This window comes from Sphingomonas sp. C3-2 (assembly GCF_033025475.1).
In the GTDB taxonomy this organism is placed as follows: Bacteria; Pseudomonadota; Alphaproteobacteria; order Sphingomonadales; family Sphingomonadaceae; genus Sphingobium_A.
In genome coordinates this window covers 43,308-58,394 of the sequence record NZ_CP130322.1, presented here as the reverse complement: position 1 = coordinate 58,394, position 15,087 = coordinate 43,308, and the positions used below count along the sequence as shown (strand labels likewise).

At 62.6% G+C, this 15,087-nt stretch carries 17 protein-coding genes; 10 read left to right on the top strand and 7 right to left on the bottom strand.

Annotated elements, in window-relative coordinates; all coding sequences use genetic code 11:
- Positions 1-50 precede the first annotated feature (50 nt).
- Positions 51-1,022: a nitronate monooxygenase family protein gene (locus tag QYC26_RS00300; RefSeq protein WP_317513420.1), complete on the top strand. Its 972-nt coding sequence runs from the start codon at positions 51-53 to the stop codon at positions 1,020-1,022.
- A 9-nt stretch (positions 1,023-1,031) separates the two neighbouring features.
- On the opposite strand, the gene QYC26_RS00295 is transcribed toward QYC26_RS00300, so the two are convergent.
- Together QYC26_RS00295 and QYC26_RS00290 are read right to left on the bottom strand one after the other, a co-directional pair.
- A complete protein-coding gene (locus tag QYC26_RS00295; RefSeq protein WP_317513419.1) occupies positions 1,032-1,475 on the bottom strand; it encodes a DUF1465 family protein in 444 nt (147 codons plus the stop codon).
- 67 nt (positions 1,476-1,542) lie between these two features.
- Entirely contained in the window at positions 1,543-1,734 is a 192-nt protein-coding gene (locus QYC26_RS00290; protein ID WP_317514960.1) for a YdcH family protein, read from the bottom strand.
- 181 nt (positions 1,735-1,915) lie between these two features.
- Between QYC26_RS00290 and QYC26_RS00285 the strand changes: the two genes are divergently transcribed.
- Positions 1,916-2,071: a DUF465 domain-containing protein gene (locus QYC26_RS00285; RefSeq protein WP_317513418.1), complete on the top strand. Its 156-nt coding sequence runs from the start codon at positions 1,916-1,918 to the stop codon at positions 2,069-2,071.
- A 130-nt stretch (positions 2,072-2,201) separates the two neighbouring features.
- Here the strand turns inward: QYC26_RS00285 and dksA are convergent, their stop codons facing one another.
- Complete coding sequence (gene dksA, locus QYC26_RS00280) at positions 2,202-2,666, bottom strand: RNA polymerase-binding protein DksA (protein ID WP_317513417.1); 465 nt, start codon at positions 2,664-2,666, stop codon at positions 2,202-2,204.
- A 410-nt stretch (positions 2,667-3,076) separates the two neighbouring features.
- Between dksA and serS the strand changes: the two genes are divergently transcribed.
- The 4 genes from serS (at position 3,077) to rimO (ending at position 7,593) form a co-directional block, all read left to right on the top strand.
- Positions 3,077-4,354, top strand: a complete 1,278-nt coding sequence (serS, locus tag QYC26_RS00275) for a serine--tRNA ligase (protein ID WP_317513416.1) — start codon at positions 3,077-3,079, stop codon at positions 4,352-4,354.
- A complete protein-coding gene (surE, locus tag QYC26_RS00270; protein WP_317513415.1) occupies positions 4,354-5,118 on the top strand; it encodes a 5'/3'-nucleotidase SurE in 765 nt (254 codons plus the stop codon). Before serS ends, surE begins: the two co-directional genes overlap by 1 nt.
- Before the next feature lie 87 nt (positions 5,119-5,205).
- Complete coding sequence (locus QYC26_RS00265; protein ID WP_317513414.1) at positions 5,206-6,222, top strand: potassium channel family protein; 1,017 nt, start codon at positions 5,206-5,208, stop codon at positions 6,220-6,222.
- Positions 6,223-6,261: 39 nt separating this feature from the next.
- Positions 6,262-7,593 carry a 30S ribosomal protein S12 methylthiotransferase RimO gene (gene rimO, locus QYC26_RS00260; RefSeq protein WP_317513413.1) on the top strand — a complete coding sequence of 444 codons (1,332 nt, stop codon included), beginning with the start codon at positions 6,262-6,264 and terminating at the stop codon, positions 7,591-7,593.
- A gap of 41 nt (positions 7,594-7,634) precedes the next feature.
- On the opposite strand, the gene QYC26_RS00255 is transcribed toward rimO, so the two are convergent.
- The 4 genes from QYC26_RS00255 to QYC26_RS00240 all read right to left on the bottom strand — a co-directional run bounded on the left by QYC26_RS00255 (position 7,635) and on the right by QYC26_RS00240 (position 11,095).
- The gene (locus tag QYC26_RS00255; protein WP_317513412.1) at positions 7,635-8,000 is read right to left on the bottom strand and encodes a hypothetical protein; all 366 of its coding nucleotides are present in this window, start codon (positions 7,998-8,000) and stop codon (positions 7,635-7,637) included.
- Positions 8,001-8,166: 166 nt separating this feature from the next.
- Complete coding sequence (locus QYC26_RS00250) at positions 8,167-9,570, bottom strand: NAD(P)H-dependent flavin oxidoreductase (RefSeq protein ID WP_317513411.1); 1,404 nt, start codon at positions 9,568-9,570, stop codon at positions 8,167-8,169.
- A 62-nt stretch (positions 9,571-9,632) separates the two neighbouring features.
- Entirely contained in the window at positions 9,633-10,232 is a 600-nt protein-coding gene (locus QYC26_RS00245) for a glycosyltransferase (protein ID WP_317513410.1), read from the bottom strand.
- Positions 10,233-10,237: 5 nt separating this feature from the next.
- The gene (locus QYC26_RS00240; protein ID WP_317513409.1) at positions 10,238-11,095 is read right to left on the bottom strand and encodes an alpha/beta hydrolase; all 858 of its coding nucleotides are present in this window, start codon (positions 11,093-11,095) and stop codon (positions 10,238-10,240) included.
- 38 nt (positions 11,096-11,133) lie between these two features.
- Between QYC26_RS00240 and QYC26_RS00235 the strand changes: the two genes are divergently transcribed.
- From QYC26_RS00235 to QYC26_RS00220, 4 genes are all read left to right on the top strand, one after another.
- Positions 11,134-12,534 carry a protein adenylyltransferase SelO family protein gene (locus QYC26_RS00235; RefSeq protein ID WP_317513408.1) on the top strand — a complete coding sequence of 467 codons (1,401 nt, stop codon included), beginning with the start codon at positions 11,134-11,136 and terminating at the stop codon, positions 12,532-12,534.
- 2 nt (positions 12,535-12,536) lie between these two features.
- The gene (locus QYC26_RS00230) at positions 12,537-13,946 is read left to right on the top strand and encodes a succinylglutamate-semialdehyde dehydrogenase (protein ID WP_317513407.1); all 1,410 of its coding nucleotides are present in this window, start codon (positions 12,537-12,539) and stop codon (positions 13,944-13,946) included.
- Between the two features lie 62 nt (positions 13,947-14,008).
- Positions 14,009-14,794, top strand: a complete 786-nt coding sequence (gene cobA / locus QYC26_RS00225; protein ID WP_317513406.1) for a uroporphyrinogen-III C-methyltransferase — start codon at positions 14,009-14,011, stop codon at positions 14,792-14,794.
- The gene (locus QYC26_RS00220) at positions 14,791-15,087 is read left to right on the top strand and encodes a DUF2849 domain-containing protein (protein WP_317513405.1); all 297 of its coding nucleotides are present in this window, start codon (positions 14,791-14,793) and stop codon (positions 15,085-15,087) included. The genes cobA and QYC26_RS00220 overlap by 4 nt, the downstream gene beginning before the upstream one ends.

Here is a 15,087-nt window from a genome sequence, read left to right as displayed (position 1 = left end):
CAAATTCATCCTGCTGGACAGGCGGTTAACACCGGGCAAGAATGGCGCCCATGACCCTGGCCTCACCACTTTTCGATCGCCTGCGGCTGCCCGTTATCGGCTCGCCGCTTTTCATTGTTTCCTGCCCCGATCTGGTGATCGCGCAATGCAAGGCAGGGATCGTAGGATCCTTTCCCGCGCTCAATGCGCGGCCGCATTCGGTGCTTGACGAATGGCTGCACCAGATCACTGAGGAACTGACGTCGTGGAACCGCGACAATCCCGAGCGTCCGGCCGCTCCTTTTGCGGTCAACCAAATCGTCCACCGATCCAATGATCGTCTGGAAACCCATCTCGAAACCTGTGCGAAATGGCAGGTCCCGATCATCATCACATCGCTTGGCGCCCGTGAGGATCTCAACAACGCGGTTCATCAATGGGGTGGGATCACGCTCCATGACGTGATCGACGACCGCTTTGCGCGCAAGGCGGTTGAAAAAGGCGCCGACGGCCTGATCGCGGTTGCGGCTGGGGCCGGCGGACATGCCGGACGCTTGTCGCCGTTCGCGCTTGTTCAGGAAATCCGGGAATGGTTCGATGGTCCGCTCGCCCTGTCCGGGGCGATCGCGCATGGCCGGTCGATCCTCGCCGCGCAGGCGATGGGGGCCGATCTCGCCTATATCGGCTCCCCGTTCATTGCGACGGCGGAGGCCAATGCGGAAAGCCAGTACAAGGAAGGCATCGTGGCCGGACGGGCATCCGACATCATCTATTCCGACCTGTTTACCGGTGTACACGGCAATTATCTGCGGCAGTCGATAGAGGCCGCCGGCCTCGATCCCGACAATCTGCCCAAGGGTGACGTGACGACGATGAACTTCGGTTCGGGGAGCAATCAAGCCAGGAAGGCCTGGCGCGATATCTGGGGATCCGGTCAGGGCATCGGCGCGATCCGTGCAGTCGAACCGGCGGCGAACCTGATCGCGCGCCTAGGCGAGCAATATGCCGACGCCAAAGCGGCTCTCGCTGCCAAAATGCGCTGAGCCGATGCGTTAAAGCGAGGTCTCCAAGCGCCGCATCAACGATTGCGCCGGGCTTTCGCTCAGGCTCATTCCGGCATCAAGCCGGCGAACGCGCTCGTAGAGTTGATTGCTTTGTGCGATAAGGTTTTGAGCGTCTTCGGGAAGTTGGCCGACAATATCGGGTTCGCTGGCAGACGCATGACCGAGCCGGCGGGCGGGCTGGCGTGCGTCGGACGTACTGATCTCTCCTGCATCGACAGCCCGCTGCACCAAAAGCCATGCGATCACGTGCATCAATCGTGCGGTTACCTTCAGCGACTCGCATGAGAAGCCGACACGCAAAAGCGGCTCCATCTTGTTACGATCGTCCTGGCCATGTTCATCGAAATAGGCTCGCGCCTCGTCTGCCAAAAACATCGCCTCTTCGTAAAGAGCCTCAACGAGGCGCCGTTTCAGCGGCGATGCCGTGTCCATATGATCCATTCAGGAAGCATCGCATATTTTGGTTGTAGGGGCACTAGCAAAGGGGCTGCGTCAGCGTTCAGGCGATGATGTCCGGGATCAACGCATCCTCGCACAAAGCGATTTCATCGCGCAGGCGCAGTTTTTGACGTTTGAGCCGGGCGAGTTCCAGTTGATCAATGATCGCGCCTTGCGCGCGGTCGGCGATGCGTTCGTCAAGTTCACGATGCTGCGCCCTCAGAATTTCAAGGCGTTCGCGCACCTCTTCCATGTCTTCCACCGGCCCTTCGGATAATTGGAAAGCGCCCTACAGTCGCGCGTCATTCTGCATTCGTCAACGGCACGTCGCACCTGTGGAGCCTTTTACCGAACTGCTCATTTGGGGGGGAGACACCATGCCAAAGCCATGCTTCAATGCTGTGACCAACATCCAGCCAGAAGGAGACAGAAGGATGGAACAGGCACATTTCTCGGCACTCGAAGCAAAGCATACCGGGCTCGAGAGTCGCATAGCCGAGGAAAGTCGTCGACCGTCTCCAGATCTCGGGCTGCTCTCCCAACTGAAAAAGCAAAAACTCAAGATCAAGGAAGAGATGGCCAGTAGCTAAGGCCGTGAATCGCGCTGCGGATGACCATCCGCAGCGCATCCACCGAAACGCGAACTGAAACACTCACCAGCATTGATGCGCCGCGCCAATTTTCGGCAATCGGCCGAGATAATCCCGGCCGATAAAGGCCCTATTCGTCGCGCGAAATTTTTTCCTGACGTTCGTGACGTTCCTGCGCCTCGACAGTCATGGTTGCAATCGGCCGTGCTTCCAAGCGCGCAAGCGAGATCGGCTCGCCAGTAACTTCGCAATAGCCATATTCACCTTCATCGATCCGGCGCAGCGCTGCGTCGATCTTGGAAATCAGCTTGCGCTGGCGATCACGGGTGCGCAATTCGATCGACCAATCGGTTTCGCTGGAAGCGCGATCGGTGACATCGGGTTCGCGCAGCGAGTCGACCTGCAGTTGGTTCAGCGTGTCGCGGGATTCGCGAAGGATGCTTTCTTTCCACGCGTGCAGCTTTTCACGAAAATAATTCAGCTGCCGATCATTCATGAAAGGTTCGTCTGACGAAGGGCGATAATCTGTATCGAGCGAGGGTACGTTAAGGACCGTATCCCCATTTGCCCCAGTGCCCGTGAACGCAGTCGCCATGCCCATCTCCGTTACGTGTTACCGGCCGCCAGGCTTTTACCTGCGCAGGCGCATCTCCCCGGCGGCGGCTATAATCAAGAGCCGTGCCAATTTACAAGCTTTCGAATCAATTGATGCTAATTTGCTTTTTCACGGCGAAATCGTTGCGATGTGCAACATTGGACTTATGCGTAACAATTTCATAAGCATATTACGCAAAATAAGTTTCATAAAACATCTGGCCGCCATTTTCGATTATATTTGGAGACCCGGCTTTTGCGGCGGAGAGCGACAGTGCAGCGGCACGCCAACCACCTTATGATCACATTTTGATTGCACCGCGCCAATATGGGCGAGGCTCAGGCTGACAGCACCTTGTCTCACTGGTTTCCCGCTTGCGTGGGCGGCGCCGGAAAGCCATAGCCAGCGCCATGCATGATATCCGTATGATCCGGGAAAACCCCGCCGCATTCGACGCCGCCCTTGCCCGCCGGGGCGCCGCCCCCGTGGCTGGTGAGCTGGTTTCGCTCGATGAAAAGCGCCGTGCAGTGCTGACCGAGGCGCAGGCTGCGCAAGCGCGCCGGAACGAGGCATCCAAGGCGATCGGAGCAGCCAAGGCCCAGAAGCGCGATGACGAAGCGCAGGCATTGATGGCCGAGGTGGCCATATTGAAGGAGCGCCTGCCCGCGCTGGAAGTCGAGGAAAAGGCACTTGGCGAGCAACTGGACGCCATCCTGGCCGCGATCCCCAACCTGCCCGCTGCGGATGTGCCCGAAGGCGAAGATGAGACGGCAAATACCGAAGTGATGCGCTGGGGGACGCCGCGCAACTTTGATTTCGAGCCGAAGGAACATGCCGACTTCGCGCCAGCGCTTGGCCTCGACTTCGAAGCCGCTGCCCGCATTTCGGGTGCGCGCTTCGCCGTGCTGCGGGGCGGGATGGCACGACTGAACCGCGCGCTTGGCCAGTTCATGCTCGATCATCAGGGCGCCCGGGGCTATGCCGAAGTGGTTCCTCCCCTGCTCGTCCGCGACGACGCGGCGTTCGGCACCGGACAGCTTCCGAAATTCCGCGAGGATTTGTTTCAGACGACCGATGGCCGCTGGCTTATACCGACCGCGGAGGTGAGCCTGACCAACCTTGTTCGCGAGTCGATCCAGGATGAAGCAGCGCTGCCCATTCGGATGACGGCCCTCACCCCCTGTTTCCGTTCGGAAGCCGGCGCTGCTGGACGCGATACGCGCGGGATGATCCGCCAACACCAGTTCGACAAGGTGGAACTGGTCACGATCGCTTCGCCCGAGGAATCGGAAGCGGAGCATGAGCGGATGTGCGCGGCAGCGGAGTCGGTGCTTCAGGCGCTGGAACTCCCCTATCGCAAGATGCTGCTCTGCACGGGCGACATGGGCTTTTCGGCGACCAAGACATTCGACCTCGAAGTCTGGCTGCCTGGGCAAAGCTGCTACCGCGAGATCAGCAGCATTTCGAACTGCGGCGATTTCCAGGCGCGCCGCATGAGCGCGCGTTTCCGTCCGGCTGGCGAAACCAAGGGAACGCGCTTCGTCCATACGCTCAACGGTTCGGGCCTTGCCGTCGGCCGTACGCTCGTCGCGGTGCTTGAAAACGGGCAACAGGCTGATGGCTCGGTCAAGCTGCCGGCCGCGCTTATCCCCTATATGGGCGGTATCGACACGCTGGAGCCGATCTGATGCGCATTCTCCTCACCAATGACGACGGTATTCATGCAACCGGCCTCAAGGTGCTGGAGACGATCGCCCGGACGCTTTCGGACGATATCTGGATCGTGGCGCCGATGGAGGAGCAGTCGGGCGCCGGCCATTCGCTGACGCTGACCCGTCCCTTGCGCATTCGTCGCCATGATCCGCGCCGTTTTTCGGTGAGCGGGACGCCCACGGATTCGGTGCTGATGGCGCTGGGCCAGGTCATCGAAGGGGCGAAACCGGACCTCATTCTGTCGGGCGTCAACCGCGGTGCCAATCTGGCCGAGGACGTGACCTATTCGGGCACGGTTTCGGCCGCGATGGAAGGCGCACTTGCCGGCGTTCGTTCGATTGCGCTGAGCCAGGTCTATGCCCGTGAGGGCATGGGCGACCATGTCCCCTTTGCCGTGGCGGAAGCCTGGGGCGCGAAAGTGCTCAAGCCCCTGCTCGACATGGACATGCCGTACCGCACGCTGGTGAACGTCAACTTCCCCGCGACCGCACCGGACAAGGTGAAGGGCGTGAAGGTGGTGCGGCAGGGGTTCCATGATTATGGCCGCAACCGCATTGTGACCGGCACCGATCCGCGCGGTTACGACTATTACTGGTTCGCGCTGGGCAGCAGCCTGCGCACCCCGGAACGTAGCACCGACCTGGAGGCGATTGCCGAGGAATATGTGACGGTGACGCCACTGCATCTCGACCTGACGCATGAGGCCTCGCTCGAAAGCCTGGCCACGGCCTATCGTTGAGGCTGGTGCATTCGCCCGATTGCGTTAAGTTCGGGCCAATGCGGCGGAGGCAAATCCCTGATGCGATGGCGTAAATCCATACGCGACATGCAGTATGCAACCTTGCAGCGCCGTGCCGACACACCGGTGTGGGTTTCGATCGGCTGGCGCGTCTTGTTCGTGCTCCTGCTCGTATCCATCGCCGTGGGCGTGCACTGGATCGACCGCGAAGGGCTGCGCGACAGCTATGACGGCGAAATCAGCCTGATCGATGTCATTTATTTCACGATGATCTCGATCACGACCACCGGCTATGGCGATATTGCCCCGGTTTCCGAGCGCGCGCGACTTTTCGACGCGCTGATCGTGACCCCTATCCGTGTTTTCGTCGTGCTGATCTTTCTCGGCACAACCTACAACTTCGTCATCAAGCGAACCTGGGACAAGTGGCGCATGAAGCTTCTCCAGCGCAATCTGCACAACCATGTCGTCGTCTGCGGCTTTGGTACCAGCGGCTCCGAGGCCGTCCACGAACTCATCGCGCGCGGCACCAAACCGGGGGACATTGTCGTCATCGACCGATCACCGGCCGCGTTGGAGGCGGCCGAAGCGCTGGGATGCCTGGTGCTTGAAGCCGATGCTTCGCGCGACGCGACACTGATGGATGTCGAGATCACGCGCGCCCGCGCGGTGATTGTTTCGGCCGGGCGGGACGATACCTCGATCCTGATCGTGCTCACCGTCCGGCATCTGGCAGCCGAGGTACCGATCAGCGTGATCGTGCGCGCCGAGGATAATGAGGTGCTCGCCAAGCAGGCCGGCGCGACGACGGTGATCAACCCGGTAAGCTTTGCCGGGCTGTTGCTGGCCGGATCAGCCCATGGCCCGCACATCACTGATTACATGGTCGATCTGGCGGCGACAGGTGGCCGCGTGAAGCTGGCCGAGCGCACCGTGGAGCCGCACGAGATCGGCAAGCCGATGTCCGCCATCGAGACGGGCGTTGTAGTGCGCATCTATCGCGGCGAGACGCCGATCGGCTTTTGGGAGCCAGAGGCCCGCGCGCTGCAGGCCGGCGATACGATCGTCGAGATCATCCCCGGAGACGCGATGCGCGTGGAGTGATGACATTTGCCTCAAAAGCCATTATGTGCGCCCGCACTCATGGCAATTGAACTCCCCACTCCGCCCAAGATCGGCATGGTTTCGCTCGGCTGCCCGAAAAACCTTGTCGATAGCGAACGCATTCTCACCAAGCTGCGCTCTGACGGCTATGCGATGTCCCCCGATTATGCGGGTGCCGACGTCGTGCTCGTCAACACCTGCGGCTTTCTCGACAGCGCCAAGGAAGAAAGCCTGGAAGCGATTGGCGAAGCCATCGCCGAAAACGGCCGCGTGATCGTGACCGGATGCATGGGCAAGGAAGCCGAAGCGATCCGCGAACGCTTCCCCGATGTGCTCGCGATCACCGGTGCGCATCAATATGAAGATGTCGTCGGCGCGGTGCACGATGCAGCGCCCATTCCGCCGAGCGCGTTCCTTGATCTGGTGCCCGAGAACGGGCTGAAGCTGACCCCGCGCCACTATAGCTATCTGAAGATTTCGGAAGGCTGCAACCATCGCTGCAGCTTCTGCATCATCCCGGCGCTGCGCGGCGATCTGGTGAGCCGCCGGCCCGACGCGATCCTGCGCGAGGCCGAAAAGCTGATCGCTTCCGGAACCAAAGAGCTTCTGGTGATCAGTCAGGACACCTCGGCCTATGGCGTCGACATCAAGCATCAGCCGCGCGACTGGAAGGGCCAGGAAGTCCGCGCGCATATGACCGACCTGTCGCGCGAACTGGGCAAGCTGGGCGCATGGGTGCGGCTGCACTATGTCTACCCCTACCCCCATGTCGACCATGTCATCCCGCTGATGGCCGAAGGGCTTGTTCTCCCCTATCTCGACATTCCGTTCCAGCACGCAGCGCCCAATGTTCTCAAGGCGATGAAGCGCCCCGCGAACGAATCCAAGGTGCTGCAGCGCATTCGCAACTGGCGCGAGATCGCGCCCGATATCGCGATCCGTTCGACCTTTGTCGTCGGCTTCCCCGGCGAAACGGAAGACGACTTCCAGTATCTGATGGACTGGCTGGAAGAAGCGCAGCTCGACCGTGTCGGCGCCTTCCGCTTCGAGCCGGTTGAAGGTGCGGCGGCGAACGACCTTCCCAATCCGGTGCCGGAAGAGGTGAAGGAAGAGCGCTATGCGCGCCTGATGGATCTGACCGCGCGCATTTCAGCCGCCAAGCTGGAAGCCAAGATCGGCCGCACGCTCGACGTGATCATCGATGTCGTCGACGACGAAGGCGGCGCCACCGGCCGTTCCAAGGCCGACGCCCCTGAAATCGACGGCGAAGTGCACCTGCGCGACGCCGAGGGGCTGAAGCCCGGCGATATCATTCAGGTCGAGATCGAGGATGCGGACGAGCACGACCTGTTCGGGGTGCCGGTAAACTGATCGGGATTGAGGCCGGTGGCGCGTGCTGCCGGCCTTAGGCCTTAAGCCTGCGCCAGCCAGATCACGCCGACAAGCGCCAGCAGCGCCGTGGCCGACGCCATATAGAGCAGCGCACGGTTGCGCTCTACACGCCCGATCAGGACCGCATTCTGCTCCGTAAGCTCAACGATCAGCGCGTTGGTTTGCGACAATTGCGCGCGCAGATCTTCATTATTGCGTTCGAGCGTCGCGATCCGGCGCGCCAGCGCCTCGGGATCCACCGACGGACTGGAGCTCTCGTCATTGGGCGATTTGCGGCGCGATGATGCCGACCAGAGCTGCTGCGCCTGATTGACCAGCAACGGGGCGTTTTCGATCACCTTGCCCCAAGGCACCGCCATCAAGATTTTTGCAATGGGCAGGGCCACGCGCGCATTCCTTCCGGGTCAGGCCAATCCCTATAAACGCATAGGCTTAGCCATACCGGTGTAGCGTGTGGGGTGCCACGCGGCAAACCGCCACCGCGCTTTTCGGATACAAAAACGACATGAGGGGCGCAGGGGTGTCGCGTGCGACGCCCCCGCGCACATCGGATCAGTCGCCCGTCAGGATACGATCGACCAGTTGCTTAACAGTCGGTACGAACCCATTGGAATAGAACGGATCTTTCTTGAAATTATAGGCGCCGTGACCGGCGAACATCAGGTTGTTGTCGACAGGGCCGCCATGAACGATGTCCTGCAGCGTCTTTTGAATGCAGAAGCTGCGCGGATCGGCCAGACGCCCGGTCGAATTGGTTTCGCTGTCCATCCAGCTGGAGAAACCGCAATGGCTGAGGCAGCCCATGCAATCGGCCTGATCCTTGCGGATTTCGTCGCGTTCCGACGGCGTCACGAAGACGAGCGTGTTGTCGGGCGTCTTCAGCGCTTCGGTGAAGCCATGGCCGTGCCATTCGCGCGCGCGCAGCAGATCGTTGCGCGTGACCCAGAAGCTCTTGCCCTTGACGCCGACGTCAAGCTGGAACTGGTGATCGCCCGCAGCCTCGCCCGAAAACGCGATCTGACGTTCAGATCGCGCCTCAAGACTGCGCAGGAAGGGATTGCGAACAGCCGAAGAATAGAAACCGGTCGGCGAGAATTGATGGAGCAGGATGTCGCCTTCCTCAAGCGTCATCAGGCGCGCCTTCCACTCCTCAGGGATCGGGCTTTCCTTGGTGAGGAGTGGACGCGTGCCGAACTGGAAGGCGATGCTGCCAAGCTCGGGATTGTCGATCCAGTCGTTCCAGTCGCGCAGAAACCAGACGCCGCCCGCCATCACGATCGGCACATCGTCCGAAATGCCGCCTTCGCGCATCGTATCGCGCAGCGCCTTGACGCGCGGATAGGGATCTTCGGGCTTCAGCGGATCTTCGGCGTTCGACAGGCCGTTATGGCCACCAGCAAGCCAGGGATCTTCGTACACCACCGCCGCCAGCCAGTTCGCCGCCTTGGAATAGGCGCGCTTCCAGAGCGCGCGGAAGGCGCGGCCCGAGCTGACGATGGGGAGATAGCTGACTTCGTACTGCGCCGCGATTTCGGACAGCTTATAGGGCATGCCCGCGCCGCAGGTGACGCCGGCGACAAGGCCGCGGGTCTGTTCGAGAACGCCGTGCAGAACCTTCTGCGCACCGCCCATTTCCCAAAGCACGTTGATGTTGATCGCGCCCTTGCCACCCGCAATGTCATGGGCGCGCTTCACCTGCTCGACGGCCCCGTCGATGGCGTACTGGATCAGTTCCTCATGGCGTTCGCGACGCGTGCGCGCATGGTAGATCTGCGGAATGATCTTGCCCGTCGGATCATAGCTGTCGGCGTTGACCGCGGAGACCGTGCCAATGCCCCCGGCAGCCGCCCAGGCGCCAGAGCTCATATGGTTGCTTGCGGCAACGCCCTTGCCGCCTTCCACGATCGGCCAAACTTCGCGGCCGCCGTATATGATGGGCTTCAGACCCTTGAACAATTCGAAAACTCCCTCAAATCGGGGTCGCTATAGCAGCGTTCACGTAAAATGCGCGGACAAAATCAGCCTTTTGCGGCGAGCACCCCAGATTGCCCGGCGGTGCCCCCGTAAAGCGCAGCGAACCACGCATTTATGGCCTTTTCATTGCCTTTCGGCACGATGTGCACGCGATCATGCGGCTGCTTCCAGTGCTTCGTCGCACGCTCAGCCAATGCGTCGGACGATAGCACCAGCGCATGCGCCCCCGCCAGCGCAATACGCCGGTAGATATTCCGTTCGAAGCGCGGCCGCTCAGCCTCGTGCGCATCAAGGGCATATTCGTGATGGATGAGCATCGGCACACCCGCGGGAAACAGGCGCCGCGCCATGACCGCATCGATCGCGCCCCAATCATAGCTGAGCACGAGATCGAAACGCCGCATGTAGCGCGCAAGCGCCTGATAGCGCGCGACCGAAGGGCTGCCGCCAATGGGTGGGCAATCGGTGGTGAAATCAACGCGAACGTCCTTGGCGATGCCACGCGCGGTGGCGGGGGCGACGGGCTGGTTCGTCGCGATCACATGGCGCGCGCGGTTGCCAAAGACGTTGATGAGCGCGACCGTGCGCTTTGCGCTGCCGCCCGTGTCGAACGCATCGGCCAGATGCAAAATATGCAGCGTCACGATCGTCAGCCAAGCGTGTCGAGGAACTGATCGATCTCGGCGGCGGCCTCGGGCTCGTCCAGTGTCGGCGCGTGGCCCACGCCCGGAACCGTGACGAGGCGGCCATTGTCGAGCCGCGCGACCATGCGGGTGGCAATGTCGGCGGACAGGATATCCGAATTCTCGCCGCGTATGACGAGCGTCGGGATGCGCTGGAGCGCCTTGAACGCGGGCCAGAGATCGACCCCAGCTTCCCCGCCCGGCATCCGGAAGGGCTCGGCGATCCGCGCGTCATAGTCGGGCACGATCCGTCCCTGCGCGTTGACCTTGTAGAGCTGCTTGGCCATGCGGAGCCAATCCTCAAGCCCATATTCGGGATAGACATCGGCGCTGGATTCGCCGAGCGCGCGCGCCGCATGGACCCAGGTGGGCCAGCTGCTCGTCTTGCCGACATAACCGCGAATACGGTCGAGCCCGCGCGGATCGATCTCCGGACCGACATCGTTGAGGAGAACGCCGGTGAATTTCTGCGTGCCGGTGGCCGCGAGCAGCATCGTCACGATGCCGCCGAGCGAAGTTCCGAACAGCACCGCCTTGGCAAGCCCGAGTTCTTCGAACAGACGCTGGATGTCCTGCACATAGGTGAGCGGGACATAGGTCATCGGATCCTTGGCATAGGCGCTTTCGCTGCGCCCGCGCAGATCGACGCAAATGACGCGCCGACGCCCGGCAAGCCGCTGGGCAACCCCCTCGAAATCGCGGGCGTTGCGCGTCAGCCCCGGAATGCACAGCACGGGTGCGCGATCATCGGGGCCTGCATAATCCCGGAAATGCAGGCGCAGATTGTCGTTGGACCACCAATATCCATCGTTAAATGCGGCCATAGGTTGCGCCTTTCCCCTTTCCCCCTCCATATCGCGGTATGACGTTCGCGCCGCAACCCGCCATTTATCGCCCTGAAACACCGATTCTTTCCCTCGGAGATTCGTTCTATGACGCCGTCGCGCCCGCGACCTTCCCGCAGACGCGATTGCGTTTCCGGAATGACCGCTGGGCCGAGACCGTTGGGCTGGACGGATTGAGCGATGCGCAGTGGATCGCGCATTTTGGCCGCTTCGAACCGTTGCCCGGCAATCTGGAGCAGCCGCTGGCGCTGCGCTATCACGGGCACCAGTTCCGCGTATACAACCCCGAACTGGGCGATGGCCGCGGTTTCCTGTTCGCGCAGATGCGCGACGGGCGCGATCGCTTGATGGATCTGGGCACCAAGGGATCCGGCCAGACGCCGTGGAGCCGATTTGGCGACGGGCGGCTGACGCTGAAGGGTGGCATGCGCGAAATCCTGGCGACCGAGATGCTCGAGGCGCTTGGCGTCGAAACGTCGAAGACATTTTCGCTGATCGAGACCGGCGAGGCGCTGGAACGTGGCGACGAGCCCTCTCCCACGCGCTCTTCGGTGCTCGTCCGCCTCAGCCATGGCCATATCCGGATCGGGACCTTTCAGCGGCTTGCCCATCTGAAGGATGCCGAGGGGATGAAACGCCTCGTCGCCTATACGCTGAAACACTATTTCGGCACGGAAGCAGGCGAAGACGCGGCAGCACAGCTGCTGGCCAAGGTGGTCGAGAAAACGGCGGTGCTCGCCCCCTCTTTCATCGGGGCCGGCTTTGTTCACGGCGTGCTCAACACCGACAACATCAATGTTTCGGGCGAAAGTTTCGACTATGGCCCATGGCGCTTCACGCCCTTTTACGACCCGGCGTTCACCGCCGCCTATTTCGACCATCAGGGGCTCTATGCCTTTGGCCGACAGGCCGAGGCGGTGCACTGGGACGTCGTCCAGCTCGCCGTGGCGCTGCGCCTGATTGCCAGGGCCGAGGAACTGGTGCCCGCGCTGGAGCATTTCGCAGCCTATTATGAGGAATCGCTTCTGGCTGCGCTGCTGCGACGCCTTGGCGTCAAATCGCGCGGCGCGGTGGCGGACAAGGCGATGACCGGGGCGCTTGAGCGCGCGCTGATGGAAAACTCGGTTGAGATCGACCGGTTCTTCTTCGACTGGCGCGGCGGGCAGTTGCGCAGCGAAACGGCGGCGGCGCGCTATGACAGCCCGGCCTTTGACGATCTGAAGGGCGCGCTTGCCAGCTATGGCCCGGCCGTGCGTCTGGACCATGACTATTGGCGTGATGAAGCCCCCTGCTCGATGCATATCGACGAGGTAGAGGCGATCTGGGCGCGGATCGATCAGGCCGATGACTGGACGGCGCTGGAACGCAAGGTGGCGGCCATTCGCCGCATGGGGGATGCAATGGGGGGCGGCGTCTAAGGATGCAGGAACTGATTTCGCGGGAAGCCGCGACTGGGGTTGAGATTTGGCGGGCGGCGGAGGGCAATGCCGCCGCCGAGGTGCAGGCGGCGCGAGGGGGCGTGGCAGCCTGGGCGGCAAAACCGCTAACGGTACGAATTGAAACGCTGCGGCGCTTTGCCAATATCCTGCGCATACGGCTCGATGACTTTATCGACCTGATCGCGCGCGAAAGCGGGCTGCCCCTCTGGGAAGCCCGGGCCGAGGCCGAGGCGGTGATCGCGCAGGTCGATGTGTCGGTAAGCGCCTATGCCGATCGCACGCCGCAGCGCAGGCTGGAGGGGGACATGGGCGCGCGCAGCGCGGTACGCCACCGTCCGCTAGGCGTTGTCGCCGTCATCACCCCCTATGCGATGCCGGCAAGCCTGCCGGGCGGGCAGATCGTGCCCGCGCTGATCGCCGGTAATACCGTGGTGTTCAAGCCATCCGAGCGCGCGGCCGCGACCGGCGCCTTTCTGGTTTCGGCCTGCCATGAAGCGGGTATCCCGGAAAATGCGCTTCGTCTGTTGCCGGGCGGCCCCGAAACGGGCGAAGCGCTGGCGCGCGAACGCGACGTCGATGCGCTGTTCTTCACCGGATCGGCACGCAGCGGATTAAAGCTGAAGGGCTTGCTTGCCGATCGGCACGATCTGCTGGTGTCGATGAGCCTGGGCGGCAACAATCCGATCCTGCTCTGGAATACGAGCGAGGTGCATTCGGCGGCTGCGCTGATCGTACAATCGGCTTTCGGCGCGGGCGGGCAGCGATGCACGGCCGGTCGCAGACTGATCGTGGAAGACGGGCGCTTCGAGCCATTTCTGGCCGAGATCCGCAATATCCTGAAACGGATGATCATCGGGGCGCCGCTCGACAGCCCTGCCCCGTTCATGGGGCCGATGATCGACGAGGCGCAGGCCGAGGCCGTCGAGCAGGGGTATCAGCGCCTGATCGAAGCGGGCGGCAAGCCGGTCATTCCGCTGGAGCGCCCTTTTCCCGGCAAGCCATTTCTGACCCCGGCGATCATCGACGTCACCGACGTCTCCGAGCCTTGCGAAGACGAGATTTTCGGGCCGGTGCTGCAACTGGTGCGCGTTTCCGATTTCGACGCGGCGCTGCGCGAGGCCAATAGCGGGCGTTTCGGGCTGGCGGCCACGCTGATCGGCAGCGACCCGGCGGATTATGAGCGGTTCTGGGCTGAAGTGCGCGCCGGGCTGATCGGATGGAACCGGACGATCCTGCGCCCGCATGCGGCGGCCCCTTTCGGCGGGCTTGGCCTGTCCGGAAACCACCGCCCCGGAGGCTTCTACACGGCCGATCACTGCGTGTTTCCGGTCGCCTCGCTCGAGGCCGAGCATGCCCGCGCGTTTATCGGAATCGGGCTCAGCGATAGTTGAACTAGCGCCCCCGATAAAATCCCTGCTTTGATTTCGAGCGGCCGAGGCGTCATCTGCCTGTCATGAACCAGAGCCGCCCCCTTTCCGCCGGGACCGTGACGCTTGTCGGCGCGGGGCCGGGCGATCCGGACCTGCTGACCGTCAAGGCCGTGCGCGCGCTCGCCCGCGCGACCGTGGTGGTGCACGACGGGCTGGTCGACGATTCGATCATCGCGATGGCGCCTGCCTCTGCCCGGCTGATTTCGGTGGCAAAGAGCCGCGCCCGCCACACCATGGCGCAGGAGGCGATCAACGCGCTGCTGGTGGCCGAGGCGCTGAAGGGCGAAACGGTGATCCGCCTGAAGGGCGGCGATCCCTTTATTTTCGGGCGTGGCGGCGAGGAAGTCGAGGCCTGCCGCAAGGCCGGTGTTTCGGTTGACGTCGTCCCCGGCATTTCGGCGGCGATCGGCTGCGCGGCCGAGGCGAACCTGCCCCTCACCCACCGTGACGCCGCAAGCGCGGTCAGCTTTGTCGCTGGCCAGTGCAAGGGGCTGACCGAGCAGGACTGGTCCGGCCTTGCCGGAAAAGGTCGAACGCTCGTCATCTACATGGGGGTGGCGACCGCGAGCGAGATCGCCGACAAGCTGATCGCCGACGGCGTTGCCCCCAATATGCCCGTGGCGGTTCTGGAAAAGGGGACGCGTGGCGATTCCCGCGCGCTGCGCAGCCTGCTCGCGGATCTGGGCGACCTGATCGTGCGCGAGGGCGTGAAGAGCCCGGCGCTGATCGTCGTGGGCGACGTGGTTTTACATTCGGATGCCGAAGATCGGCTGTTTCAATTTGCCAGACAGGCGGAGGTTCTTGCGTGAAGATCCTGACGGGGAATGATTTGCCGACGGGCGACGTGGTGTGGTGGACCGGTTCGGATTGGTCCCGCCATGTCGAGGATGCCGTCGATGTCGATGAACAGGGCGAGGATATTGCCCGCCGCGAGGAAGCGTCCCGGCGCGTCAACGCGCCCTATGTGATCGAGGCCACCGCCACGGCGGACGGCCCGCGCCCCGCGCATATCAAGGATCGCATCCGCGCGCTTGGCCCCACGGTGCGCCCCGACCTTACCCTGAAACCCGCCGACCCCGATGCCGGCAACTGGGTGATCTGA

Excerpts from the sequence above, each read along its gene's own strand:
- QYC26_RS00295 (WP_317513419.1), bottom strand. The coding sequence starts at position 1,475 with ATGGACACGGCATCGCCGCTGAAACGGCGCCTCGTTGAGGCTCTTTAC.
- rimO (WP_317513413.1), top strand. The coding sequence starts at position 6,262 with ATGGCAATTGAACTCCCCACTCCGCCCAAGATCGGCATGGTTTCGCTC.
- QYC26_RS00240 (WP_317513409.1), bottom strand. The coding sequence starts at position 11,095 with ATGGCCGCATTTAACGATGGATATTGGTGGTCCAACGACAATCTGCGC.
- QYC26_RS00300 (WP_317513420.1), top strand. The coding sequence starts at position 51 with ATGACCCTGGCCTCACCACTTTTCGATCGCCTGCGGCTGCCCGTTATC.
- QYC26_RS00290 (WP_317514960.1), bottom strand. The coding sequence starts at position 1,734 with ATGGAAGAGGTGCGCGAACGCCTTGAAATTCTGAGGGCGCAGCATCGT.
- QYC26_RS00230 (WP_317513407.1), top strand. The coding sequence starts at position 12,537 with ATGCAGGAACTGATTTCGCGGGAAGCCGCGACTGGGGTTGAGATTTGG.
- QYC26_RS00235 (WP_317513408.1), top strand. The coding sequence starts at position 11,134 with ATGACGTTCGCGCCGCAACCCGCCATTTATCGCCCTGAAACACCGATT.
- cobA (WP_317513406.1), top strand. The coding sequence starts at position 14,009 with ATGAACCAGAGCCGCCCCCTTTCCGCCGGGACCGTGACGCTTGTCGGC.
- QYC26_RS00265 (WP_317513414.1), top strand. The coding sequence starts at position 5,206 with ATGCAGTATGCAACCTTGCAGCGCCGTGCCGACACACCGGTGTGGGTT.
- serS (WP_317513416.1), top strand. The coding sequence starts at position 3,077 with ATGCATGATATCCGTATGATCCGGGAAAACCCCGCCGCATTCGACGCC.
- surE (WP_317513415.1), top strand. The coding sequence starts at position 4,354 with ATGCGCATTCTCCTCACCAATGACGACGGTATTCATGCAACCGGCCTC.
- QYC26_RS00285 (WP_317513418.1), top strand. The coding sequence starts at position 1,916 with ATGGAACAGGCACATTTCTCGGCACTCGAAGCAAAGCATACCGGGCTC.
- dksA (WP_317513417.1), bottom strand. The coding sequence starts at position 2,666 with ATGGCGACTGCGTTCACGGGCACTGGGGCAAATGGGGATACGGTCCTT.